This window comes from Streptomyces sp. CS113 (assembly GCF_002188365.1).
GTDB classification, from domain to species: domain Bacteria; phylum Actinomycetota; class Actinomycetes; order Streptomycetales; family Streptomycetaceae; genus Streptomyces; species Streptomyces tendae.
Window position 1 is genome coordinate 8,248,130 of the sequence record NZ_KZ195574.1, and the last position, 18,696, is coordinate 8,266,825.

An 18,696-nucleotide genomic window follows, 5' to 3' on the forward strand; every position below is an offset into this window, starting at 1 on the left:
ACTCCGCAATATGCGTTACATTCGGCCCGTGTCCACCCCTCGCGACGCCCTTGCTCCCGACGACGACTGGTCCACGAGGCACTCCGTGCTGTCCACGGCGCGGCGCACCGCCGCTCTCGTCAACGTGCTCGCCGCGGGCCCTTCCGGCGCCGGCGGAGGCCCGGTCCCCGGCGCGGTCGCCGAGGTGCTGCGTGCCTACGGCGAGAAGGAGCCCCTCGACCTCACCGCCCGGGACGTGGAGGGGATGCGCGAGGCCGCCACCCTGCTGCGGGACGTCTTCGCGGCGGAGTCCGCCGACGCCGCCGCGCACGTCCTGAACCGCCTCCTGGGCGCACACACGGGGCGCCTGCGTCTGTCGTCCCACCGGGGCGGGTCCCCCTGGCACCCGCACATCGACCACGCCGACGACGCGCCGTGGCCCGAATGGTTCCTGGCGTCGTCCTGCCTGGCGTTGACGGTCCTGGTCTGGGACCGCCAACGCCCACCCGGCAGGATCTGCGCCTCCGGCAGCTGCCGGAACGTCTTCATCACCCGGGGCAGCGGTCCGGAGCGCCGCTACTGCTCACGTCGCTGCGCGACGCGGGAGCGGGTCGCGGCGCACCGGCGCCGGGCCGACGGGTGATCAGACGCCGAACTCCGAGGGCGGGATGTTCAGCGCGGTGCACGCCTCGCGGATCGCGTACTGCTCGGACGGCTCGAAGGACCCGTCGGCCCCGGCGACCACCATGCCGGTCTGCACGACCGCACGGGCCTCCGCGGGCTTCTTGGCGGCCTTGGCGATCACCTGGAGCGCCTCGGCCTTCCCCTGCTCGAAGTTGGCGAGGAGCCGGTCCACGTGCTGGTTGAACCGCTGGCGGAGCTGGTCCGCCGGGAAGTTCTGCAACACCTCGTTGGAGACGATCAGCTCCTCCACACGCTGCCGCTCCGCCGGCTCCACCCGGCCGTCCGCGGCGGCCACCAGCGCGCACATGGCCATGCTGGCGTCCCGGTAGGCGCCGCTCTTCAGCTCGTTCTTGGCCGAGGCGAGCTGGGACTTGAACATCCCGATCAGCTGCGCCTTGGAACCGCCGGAGGACGAGCCCGGCCTGCCGCCGCCCACGGGCCCGTGCGACCCCTGGCCGGATCCGCTCGCTCCCCGAGTGCCCTGGGACTGCTGGAAGGTCTTGGCCTGGTCCTTGATCTTGTCCCACATCGCCACTCGTGCCACCTCGGCTTCTGTCGCTGTCCATCGGTCTGTCCCCGGCCGCGGTTTCCCGCGGTCACCACGATGAACGCGGCCGGGAACCACAGGGTTCCCGATGGGCAAAGAAAAGGCAAAGCGGCTGGTGGTGTCGTAGTACGCTGCGCCACCGGGGAGTTCGTCGGGAGATCGGATCGGTGGGCGCGCGGTGTGGTCCAGGGAAGTCGGCTGGTTCGTCGCGATCGGCGTCGCCTCGACCGCGGGCCAGGCGCTCCTCTACTGGGGGCTGCGCCCGTGGTCGCCCCCGGCGGTCGCCAACCTGGTCTCGCTCCTCGTCCTGACGGTGCTGAACACCGAGGCGAACCGGCGGCTGACGTTCCGGCACGCCGCCACGAAACCGGCCCGCGCGCACCTCGGAGCGGGCGGCCTCTTCCTGCTCGGCTACCTGGTCACCTCCGGTGCGGTGCTGTGGTTCACGCACCGGCGGCCCGACGCCTCGCCGGCCGCCGAGACCGCGGTCCTCGCCGCCACGTCCGTCGCCGTCACCGTCGTACGCTTCCTGGTCCTGAGACTGGCCGTCTTCCGCACCGCGCGTCAGGACACGCCCCAGGTGCCGAAGCGGCCGCGCGAGGCTTCCCGGCGTCGTCGGGCGAGCCGCTGAACTGCTTGGTCACCCGCAGGTGCCCCAGTCACTGAAAAGTGCGTTCTTCCATGTCGGCGCTCACTCTCCTACGGTTCCTGAGTAACCATAAGAGAGCACGTGAGCAAGGAGAACGACGTCATGGCCATCACCCTGGTGAACCCCGGCGGGCTGCCCGAGATCGACGTCTACCGACAGGTGTCGATCGCGTCCGGATCGAAGCTGGTCTTCGTAGCCGGGCAGGTCGCCTGGGACGCCGACGGCGTCACGGTGGGCGAGGGAGACCTGGCCGCGCAGACCGAGCAGTGCTACCTCAACGTCGCCACCGCGCTGGCCGCGGCCGGCGCCTCCTTCGCGGACGTGGCCAAGCTGAACGTCCACGTCGTCGACTGGACGCCCGACAAGATGCCCCTGCTGCTGGCGGGCATCGAGCGGGCGGCCGCGAAGCTGGGGGTGACCCCGGCCGCACCGGCCACCCTGCTGGGCGTCGCGGCACTGGACGTGCCCGAGCACCTGGTCGAGGTGGAGGCCACCGCGGTCGTCGACTGACCGCTCCTAGCCGTGCACGGCCCGGTCGAGGAGGCGTTGCAGGTACAGGCCGCGTCCGGCGTCGACCTGCGTCGGCTTGCGGGTCCGGACGGCCGTGGCGAAGTCGCGGCGCAGGACGGGCCAGCACTCCTCGTGGTCGAGGCCGGCCGTGTCGTAGACCAGCGGCTCGCCGGCGCCGAAGAGTTCGACGCGGGTCAGCGCGCGGGGGACGGCCACGGAACCGGACAGCGAGGCCTGGCTCACGGCACCGTTCTCGTGCTCGCAGGTCAGCTCCACCCAGCGGCGCGGATCGCCCGTGGCGCGGACGGCGGTGACCGGACCGACCGCGGCGTCCAGCAGGTCGAGCAGATGGGGGCCGAGGTCGAGCAGGGCGCCGTGCTCCAGACGCCAGCCGGTGGCGAACTCCCCTCCCAGGAAGGCGCCGTGGAGGTAGCAGGAGCGCGCCCCGACCGCCTCGAAGGAGCGGGCGGCTTCGAGGAAGGCCCGGGTGGCCGGGTGGTAGCGCTTGGTCAGGACGAGCTGGGAGACGACCCCGGACTCGGCGACCGCGTCGGCCACCCGGCGGGCGGCGGCCAGATCGGGACCGAGCGGCTTCTCCAGCAGCAGGTCCTTGCCCCGCTTCGCCGCCAGCGGCGCCAGCTCGGCCTGGATCGCGGGCGGCACCGCGAACGCCACGGCCTCGCAGTGGTCCAGCAACTCCTCGAAGCCGGCGGCGACATGAGCGCCGTAGGGCGCGGCGGTCTCGCGGGCGGCCTCGGTGCGGCGGGCCCAGACCGCGGCGAGCTGGGTCTCCGGCCCGGCGGCGAGCACCCGGGCGTGCATGGCGCGGGCCCAGGGGCCGGCACCCACGAGCCCGACCTTGACGGGCCGGTCGGTCCAGGGGGCGGGGTCAGCGGTCACGGTGTTCCTGTCTGGGAAGGTCTCCCGGCGACCGGCCGGGGAGGACGGGCGGCGGTCGTGAGGCGAGGCGGGTGTGAGGCGAGGTGGTCATGCGGCGAGGTGGTCATGAGGCGAGGCGTTCCAGCCGGGCGTCGGCGCCCGCGGGGGAGTAGAGGTGCTCCACGACCATCGCGGCCGCTCCGACGAGGCCCGCGTGGTCGCCGAGCCGCGAGGTGACGACCTGGAGGTTGGCGGTCGCGCGGGGCATCGCCCGCTGGTAGACCAACTCCCGCACTCCGGTGAGGAAGGGCACTCCGGCCAGCTCGCCGGCGATCATGAGCACCCCCGGATTGAGCAGGGTCACGACGGTCACCAGGACCTCGCCCACCCGCCGGCCGGCCTCGCGGGCCAGCCGGACGGCGTCCGGGTGCCCCTCGTTGAGCAGCCGCCTGACATCCCGTCCGGAGGCGGTGTCCTGGCCGAGGGCGGCCAGTTCCCCGGCGATCGCCCGGCCACTGGCCACGGCCGCGAGACAGCCGTGGGAGCCGCACATGCACAACGCGTCGGACCGGTCGTGCAGGCGGATGTGACCGATGTCGCCCGCCCCGCCGTCGATGCCGCGGTACAGGCGGTCCCCGATGACGACCCCGGCGCCGATGCCGGTGGACACCTTCAGCAGGACGAAGGAGGCGCAGTCGCGGTGGTTGGCCTGGTGCTCGGCCAGGGCCATGAGGTTGGCGTCGTTGTCCACGAGCACCGGCACGGCCCCGGCTCCCGCCGGGTCCAGGTCCAGCCGGGCCGCGTACGCCTCCTGGAGCCGCTCCCGGATGGGGTAGCGGTCCCAGCCGGGCATGATGGGCGGCTCGATCACCTGCCCGGACTCCCAGTCGACCGGACCGGGTACGGACAGGCCGATGCCCGCCACGTGGGACGCCGGGACACCGGCCGCGGCGATCAGGTCGGGGAACCAGTCGGCCAGCCCCTTCAGGACGCGGTCGGGTCCGGCGCCGACGTCCATCGGGCCGGTGTGCTCGGCGAGGATGTTGCCGGCCAGGTCGAGCACCGCGGCGCGGGCGTGCCGGGTCTCCAGGTCGAAGGCGATGACCGAGGCGTGGCCGGGGTCGAAGGCGATCCGGTGCGAGGGGCGGCCGCCGGTGGAGCTGCCCGTGCTGTGGCGCAGCCACCCGGCACGGTTGAGCAGGTCGAGGCGCTGTCCGACGGTGGAGCGGGACAGGCCGGTGGCCTGCTGGAGGTCGGCCCGCGTGTTGGCGCGGCCGCTGCGGATCAGGTGCAGCAGTTCGCCGGCGCTGGCCTGACTTGACGTCATCATGGTGTCCCCCACGGCTCAACTCTTGTCGGCGCCGCTGGTCAGCCCCTCGGTGAGCAGGCGTTCCGCGGCGAAGAACAGAAGTACCACGGGGATCGTGAGCACCACGGAACCGGCCATCAGGACGGTCTTGGGCACCTCGATGCCGTTGGACAGCTGGGCCAGGCCCAGGGAGACGGTCCACTGGCCCGGGTCGGCGGCCAGGAACAGCAGCGCGAAGAGGAACTCGTTCCAGGCGATCATGAAGACGTACAGACCCGTCGCCATCAGGGAGGGCAGGGCCAGCGGCAGGATCACCTTGCGCACGGTCTGAAGGCGCGAGCAGCCGTCGAGCGCCGCCGCCTCCTCGATGGAGGCGGGGATGGTGACGAGGTAGTTCTTCAGCATGTAGATCGACACCGGCACGGTCTGCGCGACGTACACGATGGCGAGACCGGCCAGGCTGGAGGAGAGGCCGATCTTCGCGAAGATCACGAAGAGCGGCACGGCCAGCAGCGTCGCCGGGAACAGGTAGACGGCCAGGAAGAGGGCGCTGACCTGGCGGTGGCCGAAGAACTTCAGCCGGCTCACCGCATAGGCGCCGGGCACGGCGGCCACCAGGGTCAGCACCACCGTGCCGAGCGAGACCAGCGCGGAGTTGAGCAGGAACTTCAGGAAGCCCTGGCCGCCGTCGTCGGTGGAACGCAGCACGTCCCGGTAGGTGGAGAGGGTGAAGTCCTTGGCCGAGATCCACAGCGAGCCGGGGTCCAGCAGCAGCGCGTCGATGGGCTTCAGCGACAGCAGCACCATGTAGTAGAACGGCAGGAGGGTGATCACGGCGAGGAAGGCGATGACGATCCAGCGCGCGACGCCGAAGAACCTCTCCTCGAACCGGGCCCGGCTCAGGGCCGTCTTGCCACTCACGCTTCCTCCTGGACCTTGTTGCCGAAGAACTTGAAGTAGAAGCCCAGCAGGATCATCAGCGAGAGGGCCAGGACGAGCGCCTGCGCGGCCGCCGCTCCCACGTCGTAGCGGGCGGTGAGGAAGTCGTAGACGCGCACGGCGGCCACGTCGGTGCCGGCGCCGCCACCGGTGAGCAGGTAGACGTCGTCGAACTTGTTGAACGTCATGATGAAGCGCAGCACGCACAGCAGCGCGATCACCGGCATCAGCTGGGGCAGCAGCACGTGCCGGAACCGCTGGGTCGGCGTGGCGCCGTCGACCAGCGCGGCCTCCTCCAGGGTGTCGGGCACCGCCTGCAACCGCGCCAGGATGAACAGGAAGGCGAAGGGGAAGTACCGCCAGCACTCGAAGACGATGACCGTCAGCAGCGCCAGCGGGATGTCGAAGTGCAGCCCGAGCAGATCGACCTCGTACTGCCGGGTCGACAGGAAGGCGATCGGGTCGTCCCAGCCGAACAGCCGCCGGCCCCAGTCGTTGACCACGCCGTACTGCGGACTGAGCGCGACCTCCCAGACGAAGGCCACCGCGACCACCGGCGCCACGTACGGCAGCAGCATCGCCGCGCGCAGCAGCCCGCGCCCCCTGAACGGCTTGCGCAGGGCGAGCGCGGCGACCAGGCCGAGGAGGACCGAACCGAGCGTGGCGCCCGCCGTGTACAGCAGGGTGGTGCCGAGGCTGGACCAGAAGCCGGCCGAGTCGAAGACCTGCGAGAAGTTGTCCAGGGACCAGTTGCCGAACAGGCCCATGCCCTGGATGTCGACGAGCCTGGCCTTTTGGAAGGCCAGCAGCACGGTCCACGCGATGGGCAGCACGACCACCACGAGGACGACGAGGAAGGTGGGGGAGACGAACGCGAGTCCCGCGCGGTTGGCGCGCCGGCTCGCGGTGAGCGGGCGACGGCCCGGGGAGGGGGACCGGCCCCCGGACGGGTCCGTGGACCGGCGGCTGGTGTCCCGGCGCTGCGGCGCGCCGGCTGGGGCTGTGGGCATGAGAGACCTTCGTGATGTGCAGGCGGCGGGCGGCTACTGAAGGGACTTCTTGAGTGCGGCGACCTCTTCGTCGGCGTCGCGCGCCGCCTCGGACGGTGAGCTCTGACCGCTGGTCATGGCGCCGATGGCCTTGGGAACGGGCAGTTCGCCGTTGGTGGCGCCGACGAGTGCTCCCTCGCCCTGGGTGATGCCCCAGCGGCGCATGTTGCTGACGCCGTCGGCGAGCTGGTCCAGCAGGGACGTGGGGAAGACCTCGTCCAGCGGCTTGCGGGTGTCCACGCCGATGTCACTGTGCCGCCAGGCGTCCAGGTAGCGCTCGGGCTCGGCGGCCGTGCCCTTGCGCACCGGGATCTTGCCCTCGGGTGCCATGCCGAACCAGGACTCGTAGCCGGTGCCCATCATGTACTCGATGAACTCGCGGGACGCCGCCGTCTCGGCCGTCTTGGTGGTGACCCACGACGTGATCTCGCCGAACTGGGCGGCGTCCTTGGCGTCGGGGCCCTTCATGGCGGTGACGATGCCGCTGTGGTCCGACAGGTACCGCGGGTCCTTCGCGCACTGGGGGCAGCTGGGCAGGGCGTCCTTGCGCAGTCCGGCGAGTTCGTCGAGCAGGAACGAGGACCAGATGACCATGGAGGACCGGCCCGCGAAGTAGGTGGCGCGGGTGGAGTCCACGGTCTGGGTGCCCGGGGCGCCGTAGCCGCGGGCCAGCTGGTCGTAGGTGCGGAAGGCCTCCTGGCAGCGCGGGGAGTCGAGGGCGACCTCGTGCCGGTCGTCGACCAGTTGGCAGTCGTTGGCCAGGGCGAGGCTCTCGAAGCTCTGGGAGGTGAAGGCGTCGCTGGGGTCGGTGGCCGCCGAGATGCCGTCGTGGCCCTCGGTGGTGAGCGCCTTGGCGGCGGCCAGCGCCTTCGCGTACGTGGTGGGAGCGGGCAGGCCCTTCTGGTCGAACTGGTCCTTGCGGTAGACCAGCAGCTGGAGCCAGGCGTCGGAGGGCACGCCCAGGCTGGTGCCGCCGTCGGAGGTCAGCTCCAGCGCGTTGGCGTTGAAGGTGTCGCGCCCCAGCCCGTCGACGATCCGCTTCGGGATGTCGGTGTTCAGCAGGCCGTTGCTGTACATCTGCCAGACCTGGCCCATGGGGGCGGCGCCGATGACGTCGGGCAGGGTGCCCGAGGCCGCCGCCGACATGATGAGCTGCGGCATCTGCTGCTCGTCGACCCCGACGAGCTTCACCTTGACGCCGGTCTTCTTCTCGAACCCGTCGATGACCTTCTGCGTCGCGGCGACGCGGTCGGGCAGGTTCTCCTGCGACCAGACCGTGATCTCACGGTCCGGCTTGCCGGGCCCGGTGCTGCTCGCGCAGCCCGAGAGCAGCCCGATTCCCAGGGCTGCCGTGACGCCGACCGCGATCGTCCTCGACCGCAGGGTCCTGATGCGCATTGAGTGTCCTCGTTCCGGCTTACGTCTGCTCGTCACGCATCACAGCATCACTTTTGCTTGTTGACAAGACATAAGTTGCGGATATTGTCGACGCAACAGCATCAGCAACCCTTCCGGAGCCGTCCGTGTCATCCGTGCCGCCCGTACCGTCGGTGTCATCCGTGCCGTCCGCGTCGTCCGTGGAGCGCGTCGTCCAGTTCACCGGGCCCCGCCAGGTGGAGGTGGCCGAGCACACCAGGGCCGAACTGCCCCCCGGCCACCTGCGGGTCCGCACCCGCTACTCGGGCATCTCGGCCGGCACCGAGCTGACCGCCTACCGCGGCACCAATCCGTACCTGACCCGGACCTGGGACCCCGAGGCGCGCCTCTTCCGCGACGGCGCGCCCGGCATCGAGTACCCGGTGGCCGGCTGGGGCTACTCCGAGGTCGGCGAGGTCGTCGAGGTCTCCCCGGAGCTGGCCGGCACCCCGGGCCTGCCGGTCCCCGGCGACCTGGTGTGGGGCATCTGGGGCCACCGCAGCGAGGGCATCGTCCCCGCCGAGCGCATGGTCGGCCACACCCTGCCGGCCGGCCTCGAACCGCTGGCCGGTGCCTTCGCCCGGGTCGGCGCCATCGCGTACAACGCGGTCCTGGCCGGTGACATCCACCTCGGCGAGGACGTCGCCGTGTTCGGGCAGGGCGTCATCGGCCTGCTCACCACCCGGCTCGCCCGGCTCAGCGGCGCCCGCGTCACCGCCGTCGACGCCCTCGACGGCCGCCTGGAGACCGCGAAGCACTACGGCGCCCAGCGCACCCTCAACGCCCGCACCGACGCCGTCGCCGAACGCGTCCGCGAGGCCACCGGCGGCCTCGGCGCCGACCTCGCCATCGAGATCAGCGGCGCCTACCCGGCCCTGCACGAGGCGCTGCGCTCGGTCGCGGCCGGGGGCCGGGTGGTGGCCTCCGGCTTCTACCAGGGCGACGGCATCGGCCTGCGCCTCGGCGACGAGTTCCACCACAACCGGGTCCAGCTGATCTGCTCCCAGATCGGTGGCGTCCCGCCCCAGCTGTCCAACCGCTGGAGTGTCGAGCGCCTCCAGCAGACCTTCCTGCGCCTGGTCGCCGAGGGCCAGGTGGACGTCGACTCCCTGGTGAGCCACGTCGTCCCCGTCGCCGACGCGGCCGACGCCTACGTCCTGCTGGACGAGCGGCCCGCCGAGGCGCTGCAGGTCGTCCTGGAATTCTGAGAGCCCCGAAAGGCAGAGGCACCCCCATGCTCAAGACCGCCGTCCAGGAACAGCTCCTGCCCGGAGACACGCTGCAAGCCAAGTGGGACTTCGCCCAGCAGGCCGGCTACGACGCGATCGAACTGCGCGGCAAGGGCGACTTCCACTTCGCCGCCCGGCGCGAGGAACTGCGGCAGGCGCGCAAGGACGGCGTCGTGATGCCCACCGTCTGCGTCGACATGCTGCACTTCCTCGGCGCCTTCGACGAGGAGCTGCGCCGCGACGCCGTCGCCCAGATGAAGTCCCAGCTCACCGTGATCGCCGAGATCGGCGGCGCGGGCGCCCAGACCCCCGCCTCGTACGGCATGTTCTCCCGGCGCCTGCCGCCCTTCACACCGCCGCGCACCGAGGAGGAGGACCGCGAGGTGCTCCTCGCCGGGCTCACCGAACTCGGGGAGCACGCCCGCCGCGAGGGCGTCACGCTCTTCCTGGAGCCGCTCAACCGCTACGAGGACCACATGGTCAACCGGCTCGACCAGGCCGCCGACCTGATCCGCGCCGTCGGCCTCGACTCGGTCCGGATCGGCATCGACAGCTACCACATGAACATCGAGGAGACCGACCCCGCGGCCGCCATCGTCGCCCACGCCGACGTCATCGGCCACGCCCAGGTCTCCGACTCCAACCGCTTCCAGCCCGGCGCCGGCCACCTCGACTGGCCCGCCTGGCTCGGCGCCCTGCACACCGTCGGCTACGACGGCCACCTCGCCCTCGAATGCCGGCTCACCGGCGATCCCGTCCAGGCCGTGCGCTCCGTCCCCGCCTTCCTCAAGAGGTCGGGCGCGTGAACTCCCCCCTGGACCTCCTGGACCGGCCCGCGCCCACCGCGCCCGCGGACCTGACCCTGCGGCGCGGTGCGGCGCGGGTCCTCATCGACAACTGGACCGGCGCCTCCACCGTCCCCTCCCGCACCCTCTACCCGCACCAGTGGAGCTGGGACTCCGCCTTCGTCGCCATCGGACTGCGCCACCTCTCGGTGCGCCGCGCCCAGCGGGAACTGGAGTCCCTGCTGGCCGCGCAGTGGGCCGACGGACGCGTGCCCCACATCGTCTTCAACCCCGCCCTGCCGCACGACGCCTACTTCCCGAGCCCCGACTTCTGGCAGTCCTCCACCGCGGGCCGGGCGGCAGGCGCCCCCTCGTCCGTGGAGACCTCGGGCATCGTCCAGCCGCCCGTGCACGCCCTGGCCGCCTGGCTGGTCCACCGGGCCGACCCGGCCGAGTCCCGGCGCCGCGGCTTCCTCGCCCGCGTCCACCCTAGGCTCGCCGCCTGGCACGACTACCTGCTCGGCCGCCGCGACCTCGGCGGGGGCGGCCTCGCGGCCGTCGTCCACCCGTGGGAACCCGGCATGGACAACAGCCCCAGCTGGGACCGGGCCCTGAAGCGGGTCGAACCCAGCCCGCCCGACACCTTCCGGCGCGCCGACCTCGACCACGGCCACCCCGCCGACCGGCCCACCGACCTCGACTACGGCCGGTACGTCCGGCTGGCCACCGAGTACCGGGAGGCCGGCTACGACGACCGCGTCGTACGGCACCGGTTCGCGGTCGAGGATCCGGCCTTCAACGCGCTGCTGATCGTGAGCGAACTCGCCCTGGCCGCCATGGCACGCGAACTGGGGCTGCCGGGGCAGCGGCACACCGAACGGGCCGCCGGGCTGACCCGGGCGCTGGTGGACCGGCTCTGGGACGAGGAGGCCGGCCTGTTCCGCGTGCGCGACCTGCACACCGGCGCACCGGTCGACGAGCGGACGGTCAGCGGTCTGATCCCGCTGCTGGTCCCGCAGTTGCCCGAGCACATCGTCCGGCGCCTGCACACCACGCTCACCGGAGCGCGCTTCAGCGCCCCGGCCACGCAGCTGGTCCCGAGCTACGACCTGAAGGGCCACGCCTTCGACCCCACCCGGTACTGGCGCGGACCGGCCTGGTTCAACACCGCCTGGCTGATCGAGCGGGGCCTGCGCACCCACGGCTTCCAGACGGACGCCGAGCGCCTGCGCACCGGCTTCCTCACCGAGGCGGGACGCTCCGGGTTCGCCGAGTACGTCGACCCCGCCACCGGCGCGGCCTGCGGCACCCGGCACTTCTCCTGGACCGCGGCCCTCACGCTCGACCTGCTGAGCACCGACCCGAAGGAGGCCGGATCATGACCGCGGCCGACCCCCGCGTCCAACTGGTGCGCGACGCCACCTTCGTCCGCCTGCACGCCGACGGGGAGATCAGCGGCACCCGCGGATCGGCACCCGACGGGCTGTTCTTCCAGGACGCCCGGCACCTCAGCCGCTGGCACCTCGCCGTCGACGGCACCGCCCCCACCGCGCTGGTGCCCGCCACGCCGGAGACCGACGACACGGCCGCCGGCGTACTGACTCCCGAGGGCACCCGGGACAACCCGCCCGCGTACACCGTCTTCCGACGGCAGAGCGTCACCGCCGGCACGTTCACCGAACACCTGAGCCTGGTCAGCAACCGCCCCGACGCCCTGACGGCCCGCCTCGACCTCACCGTCGGCGCGGACTTCGCCGACCTCTTCGAACTCCGCGCCGACGACCGGCACTACGCCAAGCCCGGCGCGGAGTACGAGAGCCGCGACACCGCCGACGGAGTGCTCTTCGGCTACCGGCGAGCAGACTGGCACGCCCGGACGGACATCAGCTGCGATCCCGCCCCGGACGCGGTGGCCCCCGCACCGGCCCGGGAGGGCGACACCGCCCGGACCCTCACCTGGCACCTGCCCCTCGACGCGCACGGACGGGCCGACCTGCGGCTGACCGTCCGCGCCCACCCGCACGGACGCACCCTGCCACCCGTGACCGCTCCCGCCCCCGCCCCCGCCCCCGTACGACACCCTGAGCGGGCAGGCGGCGCGACGGACGACCTGACCCGCACCTGCGAACGCGGTCTCGCCGACATCGACCTGCTGACCATCCCGGTCCCCGGCGTCGACGGCGAGGACGTGCGCGTCCCGGCCGCCGGGATCCCGTGGTTCCTCACCCTGTTCGGCCGCGACTCGCTGCTCACCGCCTACTTCCTGCTGCCGTACCGGCCCGCGACGGCCGCCGCCGTCCTCAGCGCGCTCGCCGCCACCCAGGGCCGGCGGCACGACCCGTTCAGCGGCGAGCAGCCCGGCCGCATCGTCCACGAGACCCGGCACGGCGAACTCGCCCACTTCCGGCAGGTCCCGTACGGCCGATACTACGGCGCCGTCGACGCCACCCCGCTCTTCCTCGTCCTGCTCCACGCCCACCACGAGGCGACCGGCGACCCGAGCCTGGCCAAGCGCCTGGAACGGCACGCCCGGCGGGCCGTGGACTGGATGCTCACCGACGGCGGCCTGGAACAGCACGGCTACCTCGTGTACGACCCCGACCCGGGCGGACTGGTCAACCAGAACTGGAAGGACTCCGCCGGCGCCGTCTGCTTCCGCGACGGAACCCAGGCCGAGGGACCCGTCGCCGTCTGCGAGGCGCAGGGGTACGCCTACGACGCACTCCTGCGCACGGCCGAACTCGCCGACGTCGTATGGCGGGACGAGGCGTACGCCCGCCGGCTGCGCGAGGGCGCCGCCCGGCTGCGGGACCGCTTCACCGCGGACTTCTGGATGCCCGACGCGGACTTCCCCGCCCTGGCGCTGGACGGCGACGGCCGCCAGGTCGACGCGCTGGCCTCGGACGCCGGGCACCTGCTGTGGTCGGGCATCCTCGACCCGGAGCGCTCCCGCCGGGTGGGCCGGCGACTCCTCGAGCCGGACTTCTTCTCCGGCTGGGCGATCCGCACCCTCGCCGCGGGGCAGCGGCCGTACCACCCGCTGTCCTACCACCGGGGCAGTGCCTGGCCGCACGACAACGCGGTTGTCGTCCTGGGCCTGGCCCGGCAGGGACTCGCGGCGGAGGTGCGTACCGTCGCCGAGGGACTCGTCGCGGCGGCGGCCCACCACGGCCACCGGCTGCCCGAGGTCCTCGCCGGATACGACCGTGCGGCGACCGCGGCACCGGTTCCCTACCCCCACTCCTGCTCGCCGCAGGCCTGGGCCGCCGCCACCCCGCTGGCCCTGCGCACGGCGCTGGGGCCGGAGCCGCTCGGTTCCTGACCGCGCTACTGCGGCGCCGGCCGGGCGCGGCCCCGGCCCGGGGCCCCGGTGCGGCGGCGGCAGCCCGCATCGTGCCGCGCGCCGAGCGAGGTCCACCAGCGTTCGCAGCAGTCCTCGGGGAGCGGGACGCGGGCCGCCGTGGGACGGCCGCACTCCGGTCCGTGCACGACACCGTCGGAGTGCCGCCAGAACGCGCAGCAGGGCTCCAGCCCGTGCGCGAACGGATCCGCCTGGCCGGGCCGGGCCAGCAGTTCGGCCCGCCGGGCCAGCGCGACCCGGCGCCGGTGCTCCGCGCCCTCACGGGCGGCGCACCAGGCGAACACCGCGGCGACGTACAGGCCGGGCAGGGCGAGCCAGGAGTGGCGCGTGGCCGCGTACCCGGCGGCGGCGACAAGGAGCGCGGCGGCGGCACGGCAGGCGCGGGCGGTGCGCAGGCTCGGCGTCACAGGGGGACTCCCGTGGGTCGGCGGGGGAGAGGGCCTCTCGTTCACCCGTATGCCCCCGGTTCGCCGTCGTACGTCATCCCGTCGCCTCCGGCGGAAAATCCGTTGCGGTCACCCGCCGGGTGCCCGACTCTGCTCCTCATGCCCCCTGCCGACCTGCGACCGGCCACCCTCGCCGACGCCCCCGCCATCACCGCCCTCCTCAACGAGATAGACCGGATCGAGATCGGCCGCCCCGAGACCGACCAGCACACCGTCGAAGCCGACCTGAAGCACCAGCAGACGGACCTCACCCAGGACTCGTGGCTCGCCCTCGACGCCGGCCGACCCGTGGCGTACGGGCTGCTGTGGGACGAGTCCGGCGGGGAGCGGATCGACATCGACCACTACGTGCTGCCCGACCACCAGCGGACCGGGCTGCGCATGCTGATCGCCATGGAGACCCGCGCCCTGGCCCAGGCACGGGCCAACGGCGCGGAGCGCGCCGTGGTGCACCTGCACCTCAACAGCCGGCCCACGACCGACACCGCGCTCCTCGCCGAGCGCGGCTGGAGCGTCGTGCGTACCCACCACGTACTGCGCCGCACGCTGGACCCGGCCGCCGACCTCCCGCCCGAGGCCCCGGCGGGCGTGCGGCTGCGGGCCTGCGCCACGGAGGCGGACCGCGTCCGGGTGCACGAGCTGTACCAGCGGTCGTTCGCCCAGCACTTCGACTTCCAGCCGCGCCCCTACCGGCTGTGGCTGGACGACATCGACGCCGCGGGCCTCGACTGGTCCCTGGTGTGGATCGCCGAGACCGACGACCTGGGCGACGCCGGTTTCCTGCTCGCCCGGGACGACCGCGAGGCCATGGGCTGGATCCGGAGCATCGGCGTACTGCGCGAGGCCCGCGGCCGCGGCCTGGGCGGCTTCCTCCTGCGGCACGCCTTCGCCCGGTTCGCCGCGCGGGGCCGGGACACGGTGGGCCTCGGCGTCGACACCGCGAACGCGACGGGCGCCCCGCGGCTGTACGGCCGCAACGGCATGACCGTCCACTTCGCGGTCGACACCTGGGAGGCCGTGATCGCCTGACGGTGCCTCAGAGCCCTTGGACCGGCCTTCGGCGAGTCACGCCGAGTGGGAGCGCATCCTCTGCTTGGTCTAGGGCGTGTGTCGGAAGTGCTTTAGGTGGCTGATGTGATTGTGCGGGGGCGGCGTTACCGATATGTGGGACCGGTGGAGCTGAAGGCTGCGGCCCGGTCTGGCAGCGGCGGGTGCCGGATCAGCTCGGCGGCTGACTTCGACGGCTGGATCGCTGAGCGATCGGCGGCAGAGCTGACCGAGCCGTTCACCTTCGTGGTCGGCACGGATGGTGTGCTTCGGCTGGCGCCGCGGCGAAGCGAGCACGTGGCCTGCCGCTCGTTGATGGCAGCGATGAGGACAGTCGCTTCGTAGCGGACCGCGAGCTTGTCGTACCGCGTGGCGACAGCGCGGTGCCGCCTGGATCACGGCTCTCAGCACGTCTACATCAAGGAGGTCGACAGCACCGGACGCCGGATCAACCCTATCGTGGAGTCACAAGCCGGCAGCGGTGAGCATCCGGTACATCTGGGTCGGCCGCAGCGCGGGGTTGGCAGCGGCATCGTCGACTACCTGGGGGTCTGGGTCAGAGAGCAGATGTTCCAGCATCGCGTCCGTGATGTTGGGGTGACGGGCGACCCCGCGGCGCAGGAAGGACTCGGCAGCGGCGGCGAGTTGCTGAAGTTCTGGTACAGGTAGTTCTGGGTCTTGCAGGGCGAGGTAGCGCACGTTCGGGCTTGGTTCGTCAACGAACGTGCGCAGCATGTGACGGGGGAAGTTGGGGTGTTCGACGAGTAGCGGTCGGATGTGGAATACGTCGCCGTGCGCGCGTACCAGCCCTTCCAGAACCTCCGGTGGTGTGGTCGGCCGGCGGGCGGCAGCACGACGGACCGCGAGTTCCGGGTCGTTGTCCAGCCGACGCCATGCCTCTTCGGGTAAATCATGGCAGGAGGCCAGTACGCGCCTGAATGCCGTGTACTGGCAGTCCAGGTAGGTCATCCGCTCGTCGAGGGGCGCTTCGCGCAGCCATTCCGGTTCGCCAAAGTTCCAGTTCAGAGCCACCTCGGCCTCGAAGCTTCCGCCCGCGCGTTCGGCTTCCACGAGCGCATACAGTCGGTCCCGGGTTTCGGCGTCTACATGGCGACTCTGCGCCACCGCCACCCGCACGAGCGGGTCGGCGATGTCCAGTAGCCGGGCAACCATCTCTGCCGATAGATGAGGGTTCCGGGCGACAGCCTGATGGACCTCCTCTTCCTCGCTCCGGATGAGCTGCGCAAACTGCTCCGAGGTGAGCGGGACGTAGCGCGCCACGTTGACGCGCACAGCAGCGTCGGCCAGGCAACGCTCCCTCCACTCAGGCGGGACACCCGGTTGCCTGCGCTCGGTGGCGGCTGCACGGACCTGCGGATCCGGGTCGGCGAGTAGTTCCACGGTCACGGCGAGAGGCCGGTCGTCCCAGGCTCGCGCCACCGCGGCGCGCAGGCTCGGACTCGGTGCCCCGACGAGTGCCGTCCGAGGCCGGCCGTAGGCTTCCTCCAGATCATCGATACCGATCGGCACTTTGCGCTCCACCATGTCGCGAACAAAGTCTGTGTAAGCGTCACGGATCGCCGGATCGGCATGCTCGGCGATCCTTCGGCGCATCTCCGGGGAAATCCGGCCCCCGTGAAGGCCCACTGCGGTCCAGTCGTCGCCGTGTGTGAGCAGAGCCTCGACGACAGCGTCCTCCAGCCGCCCGCGACGCAGCGATATCCCGTGTCGGCCGGCCTGGTGTGGGGCCAGGCGTATCAGGACGTCTTGAGGCGCTGCTGCGTTCCGCCCCAGCCCGGACAGCTGGGGGTGATCGAGGCTTGTCATGCGCTCAACCTAGTCGGACCGTTGCATGCCCGCCTGCCACCGGTCCTTGAAGTGACTAAGCCCCGCAAATCGGGTCAGAGCGGTCAGTAAGTATCGCCTGATCACCGACGCCACCGGCATCCCGCTCGCCGCAACCCTCACCGGCGGCAACCGCAACGCTTGCTGGGCGATCGCGGCTACGACCACGACAAGTGCCGCCGTCTGGTCCGGGGCCTCGGCGTGAAGCCGCAGATCGCGCGCCGTGGCACCGAGCACGGCTGGGGACTCGGCGCTCAACGCTGGGTCGTTGAAAGCGCGTTCGCCCCCTGCGCTGGTTCCGCCGGCTGCGGATCCGCTGGGAGCTGCGCGAGGACATCCACCAGGCATTCCTGACCCTCGGATGTGTGCTCATCTGCTGGAGGCGCCTCCGGGCGGCCCGATGAGTCGTGAGCGTGCTCGTCAAACCGATCTGGAGCCATGGAACGTAAGGCGGCGTACCGTAAGAGATCGCGAGGACGGTCGATGAGCGGCGGGGGATGCGGCGTGGCCTATGTGATCGGGCTCGTGTGGATGACAGGGGCTGCCTTCATGACGTGGAAGGCAGCTCAACTCTGGCGCAACGCGACCCTGGTGGACTTCTTCTTGGCTTCGTTCACTGTCCTGCCGTTCGGCCAGGAGGTCAGAAGAGGCGAGGTCCGCTCGGTGGGTGTCACCGCCACCTCGCTCTGGGCCATCACTCCTCTTGTCTTCTTGGGACTGCTGGACGCTGAGATGACCGGTGGCCAAGCGGCTGTCGTCCTGATGGCGGTGCTCATCGTGCTGGCATGCATGGCCTGCGAGATCAGCATCATCCTCTTCAACGTGCCCGCGCGACTCGTGCCGCCGCACATGCGCTCTGAACCTGGGACTGTGGTGCTGTGGCGTGCGCGTCGGGCACGCAAGAAATCACTCGGATTCGGACGTCGCGTCGGCATGCTTCGGGCGTACCGCCGCGGAATGAGTGCGCCCAGGCGTACAGCGACAGCAAGGGAAGCACGCCTCAGCGAAGGCCGGGCGTCCTCGCACGAGACAGGCACAAGCCACTTCCCGCCTCACTTGTAACCCCGCCTGACCTGCAAGAACCAACCCGCATCTCCAGCAGCACGAGCACCACGACCCGGCGTTCTGAAAATCACCGGATACATGAACAGTCCAGGAGAAAACGACCTCTTAGTCCGGAAACAGCACCATGGCGACCGCCACCGCGGCGAGCAGTGCCACGTACGTCCAGGCGTAGAGGCGGTCCGGGATGTGTGGCGGGCGGCGGCGCAGTACCGCGATCACGGGCAGGGCGCCCAGGAGCAGCGCGCCGGCCGCGCGGAGGTCGACGAGACCGATCAGGGCCAGGTGCGGGTGGGCGCCGGCGGGGTCCGCGGAGCCGCTCAGGAAGACGGCTGCGGCCGGGAGCGCGATCGCCAGGGTCAGCGGGTTGGCCAGCGCGGTCGCCACGTGCATCGTGTGCCCGGCCCGCCGCATCGCGGGGACGGTCATGACGCTGCCCCCCACCCCGAGGAAGGCCGCCACCGCGCCGACCGGTGCGCCGATCGCCGCCGGCAGCGGACGCGGCGTGCCGGCGGCCACCCCGGCCGGGGTGTGCGGGCGCAGGAAGCCGGGGCGCAGCAGCAGGTCCACGACGGTGAGGGCGACGTACGCGACGAACGCCCAGCGGATCAGCCCCGCCGGGGCGTGGCGCGCGGCGAACGCCCCGGCCGCGGCGCCGACGCCCAGCAGGACGAGCAGCGGACCGCCCCCGCGGAGTGCGGCCAGCACCCGGCGCGGTGTGACCGCGGTGGCGAACGCCGCGTTCACCACCATCACCAGGGCCGAGGTGGCCGTCGCCACCCGTATCGCGTCCGCGCCGAGGGCGGAGTCCGTCCACACCACGACCGGGACGGCGACGAAACCGCCGCCGAAGCCGAACAGCACCGTGGTCACACCGGTCAGGAGCCCGATTCCGAGCAGAGCCACAACGTCCACGCAGGCCACTCCACCAGCTCGGCGACGCTGCCCGCATCCGATACC

The 18,696-nt window shown here is 71.9% G+C and carries 18 protein-coding genes and 2 pseudogenes; 11 read left to right on the forward strand and 9 right to left on the reverse strand.

Annotated features, from left to right (window positions below; genetic code table 11):
* Positions 1-10 precede the first annotated feature (10 nt).
* A complete protein-coding gene (locus B9W62_RS37305; RefSeq protein WP_087811321.1) occupies positions 11-622 on the forward strand; it encodes a CGNR zinc finger domain-containing protein in 612 nt (203 codons plus the stop codon).
* On the opposite strand, the gene B9W62_RS37310 is transcribed toward B9W62_RS37305, so the two are convergent.
* A complete protein-coding gene (locus B9W62_RS37310) occupies positions 623-1,198 on the reverse strand; it encodes a tellurite resistance TerB family protein (RefSeq protein WP_087811322.1) in 576 nt (191 codons plus the stop codon).
* A gap of 190 nt (positions 1,199-1,388) precedes the next feature.
* Between B9W62_RS37310 and B9W62_RS37315 the strand changes: the two genes are divergently transcribed.
* Both B9W62_RS37315 and B9W62_RS37320 read left to right on the forward strand, forming a co-directional pair.
* Complete coding sequence (locus tag B9W62_RS37315) at positions 1,389-1,841, forward strand: GtrA family protein (RefSeq protein ID WP_087811323.1); 453 nt, start codon at positions 1,389-1,391, stop codon at positions 1,839-1,841.
* Positions 1,842-1,961: 120 nt separating this feature from the next.
* The gene (locus B9W62_RS37320; RefSeq protein ID WP_087812285.1) at positions 1,962-2,369 is read left to right on the forward strand and encodes a RidA family protein; all 408 of its coding nucleotides are present in this window, start codon (positions 1,962-1,964) and stop codon (positions 2,367-2,369) included.
* Positions 2,370-2,375: 6 nt separating this feature from the next.
* On the opposite strand, the gene B9W62_RS37325 is transcribed toward B9W62_RS37320, so the two are convergent.
* The 5 genes from B9W62_RS37325 to B9W62_RS37345 all read right to left on the reverse strand — a co-directional run bounded on the left by B9W62_RS37325 (position 2,376) and on the right by B9W62_RS37345 (position 7,943).
* Positions 2,376-3,269 (reverse strand): Gfo/Idh/MocA family protein, encoded by an 894-nt coding sequence (locus B9W62_RS37325; protein WP_087811324.1) that lies wholly within the window; start codon positions 3,267-3,269, stop codon positions 2,376-2,378.
* A gap of 103 nt (positions 3,270-3,372) precedes the next feature.
* Entirely contained in the window at positions 3,373-4,575 is a 1,203-nt protein-coding gene (locus B9W62_RS37330) for an ROK family transcriptional regulator (RefSeq protein WP_179236190.1), read from the reverse strand.
* 18 nt (positions 4,576-4,593) lie between these two features.
* Positions 4,594-5,478, reverse strand: coding sequence for a carbohydrate ABC transporter permease (locus B9W62_RS37335; RefSeq protein ID WP_087811326.1), 885 nt, complete (start codon positions 5,476-5,478; stop codon positions 4,594-4,596).
* Positions 5,475-6,506, reverse strand: coding sequence for a carbohydrate ABC transporter permease (locus B9W62_RS37340; RefSeq protein WP_087811327.1), 1,032 nt, complete (start codon positions 6,504-6,506; stop codon positions 5,475-5,477). Before B9W62_RS37340 ends, B9W62_RS37335 begins: the two co-directional genes overlap by 4 nt.
* Before the next feature lie 33 nt (positions 6,507-6,539).
* A complete protein-coding gene (locus tag B9W62_RS37345) occupies positions 6,540-7,943 on the reverse strand; it encodes an ABC transporter substrate-binding protein (protein ID WP_087811328.1) in 1,404 nt (467 codons plus the stop codon).
* Positions 7,944-8,122: 179 nt separating this feature from the next.
* On the opposite strand from B9W62_RS37345, the gene B9W62_RS37350 reads away from it, so the two are divergent.
* Genes B9W62_RS37350 through B9W62_RS37365 form a run of 4 tightly spaced genes read left to right on the forward strand, consistent with a single transcriptional unit; the run spans position 8,123 to position 13,297 of the window.
* Complete coding sequence (locus B9W62_RS37350; protein ID WP_179236191.1) at positions 8,123-9,169, forward strand: zinc-dependent alcohol dehydrogenase; 1,047 nt, start codon at positions 8,123-8,125, stop codon at positions 9,167-9,169.
* Between the two features lie 26 nt (positions 9,170-9,195).
* Positions 9,196-9,996, forward strand: coding sequence for a sugar phosphate isomerase/epimerase family protein (locus B9W62_RS37355; RefSeq protein ID WP_087811330.1), 801 nt, complete (start codon positions 9,196-9,198; stop codon positions 9,994-9,996).
* Positions 9,993-11,357 carry an MGH1-like glycoside hydrolase domain-containing protein gene (locus B9W62_RS37360; RefSeq protein ID WP_087811331.1) on the forward strand — a complete coding sequence of 455 codons (1,365 nt, stop codon included), beginning with the start codon at positions 9,993-9,995 and terminating at the stop codon, positions 11,355-11,357. The genes B9W62_RS37355 and B9W62_RS37360 overlap by 4 nt, the downstream gene beginning before the upstream one ends.
* The gene (locus B9W62_RS37365) at positions 11,354-13,297 is read left to right on the forward strand and encodes an amylo-alpha-1,6-glucosidase (protein WP_087811332.1); all 1,944 of its coding nucleotides are present in this window, start codon (positions 11,354-11,356) and stop codon (positions 13,295-13,297) included. The genes B9W62_RS37360 and B9W62_RS37365 overlap by 4 nt, the downstream gene beginning before the upstream one ends.
* Positions 13,298-13,302: 5 nt before the next feature.
* Here the strand turns inward: B9W62_RS37365 and B9W62_RS37370 are convergent, their stop codons facing one another.
* Positions 13,303-13,743, reverse strand: a complete 441-nt coding sequence (locus B9W62_RS37370) for a hypothetical protein (RefSeq protein ID WP_087811333.1) — start codon at positions 13,741-13,743, stop codon at positions 13,303-13,305.
* 138 nt (positions 13,744-13,881) lie between these two features.
* Between B9W62_RS37370 and B9W62_RS37375 the strand changes: the two genes are divergently transcribed.
* A complete protein-coding gene (locus B9W62_RS37375) occupies positions 13,882-14,811 on the forward strand; it encodes a GNAT family N-acetyltransferase (protein WP_087811334.1) in 930 nt (309 codons plus the stop codon).
* Positions 14,812-14,916: 105 nt separating this feature from the next.
* A pseudogene (locus B9W62_RS41035) lies at positions 14,917-15,135 on the forward strand (hypothetical protein); the annotation flags it as partial.
* A 159-nt stretch (positions 15,136-15,294) separates the two neighbouring features.
* Here the strand turns inward: B9W62_RS41035 and B9W62_RS40525 are convergent.
* Positions 15,295-16,656, reverse strand: coding sequence for a hypothetical protein (locus B9W62_RS40525; RefSeq protein ID WP_218782000.1), 1,362 nt, complete (start codon positions 16,654-16,656; stop codon positions 15,295-15,297).
* Positions 16,657-16,714: 58 nt separating this feature from the next.
* Here B9W62_RS40525 and B9W62_RS41040 point away from each other — a divergent pair.
* Both B9W62_RS41040 and B9W62_RS37395 read left to right on the forward strand, forming a co-directional pair.
* Positions 16,715-17,078, forward strand: a pseudogene (locus tag B9W62_RS41040) (transposase); the annotation flags it as partial.
* Positions 17,079-17,178: 100 nt separating this feature from the next.
* Complete coding sequence (locus tag B9W62_RS37395) at positions 17,179-17,736, forward strand: hypothetical protein (RefSeq protein ID WP_143665496.1); 558 nt, start codon at positions 17,179-17,181, stop codon at positions 17,734-17,736.
* Positions 17,737-17,844: 108 nt separating this feature from the next.
* Here the strand turns inward: B9W62_RS37395 and B9W62_RS37400 are convergent, their stop codons facing one another.
* Positions 17,845-18,651 (reverse strand): sulfite exporter TauE/SafE family protein, encoded by an 807-nt coding sequence (locus B9W62_RS37400; RefSeq protein ID WP_179235862.1) that lies wholly within the window; start codon positions 18,649-18,651, stop codon positions 17,845-17,847.
* Positions 18,652-18,696 lie beyond the last annotated feature (45 nt).

Coding starts and splice junctions, on each gene's coding strand:
- B9W62_RS37305 (WP_087811321.1), top strand. CDS start 11: ATGCGTTACATTCGGCCCGTGTCCACCCCTCGCGACGCCCTTGCTCCC.
- B9W62_RS37320 (WP_087812285.1), top strand. CDS start 1,962: ATGGCCATCACCCTGGTGAACCCCGGCGGGCTGCCCGAGATCGACGTC.
- B9W62_RS37330 (WP_179236190.1), bottom strand. CDS start 4,575: ATGACGTCAAGTCAGGCCAGCGCCGGCGAACTGCTGCACCTGATCCGC.
- B9W62_RS37340 (WP_087811327.1), bottom strand. CDS start 6,506: ATGCCCACAGCCCCAGCCGGCGCGCCGCAGCGCCGGGACACCAGCCGC.
- B9W62_RS37345 (WP_087811328.1), bottom strand. CDS start 7,943: ATGCGCATCAGGACCCTGCGGTCGAGGACGATCGCGGTCGGCGTCACG.
- B9W62_RS37355 (WP_087811330.1), top strand. CDS start 9,196: ATGCTCAAGACCGCCGTCCAGGAACAGCTCCTGCCCGGAGACACGCTG.
- B9W62_RS37365 (WP_087811332.1), top strand. CDS start 11,354: ATGACCGCGGCCGACCCCCGCGTCCAACTGGTGCGCGACGCCACCTTC.
- B9W62_RS37375 (WP_087811334.1), top strand. CDS start 13,882: ATGCCCCCTGCCGACCTGCGACCGGCCACCCTCGCCGACGCCCCCGCC.
- B9W62_RS40525 (WP_218782000.1), bottom strand. CDS start 16,656: ATGACAAGCCTCGATCACCCCCAGCTGTCCGGGCTGGGGCGGAACGCA.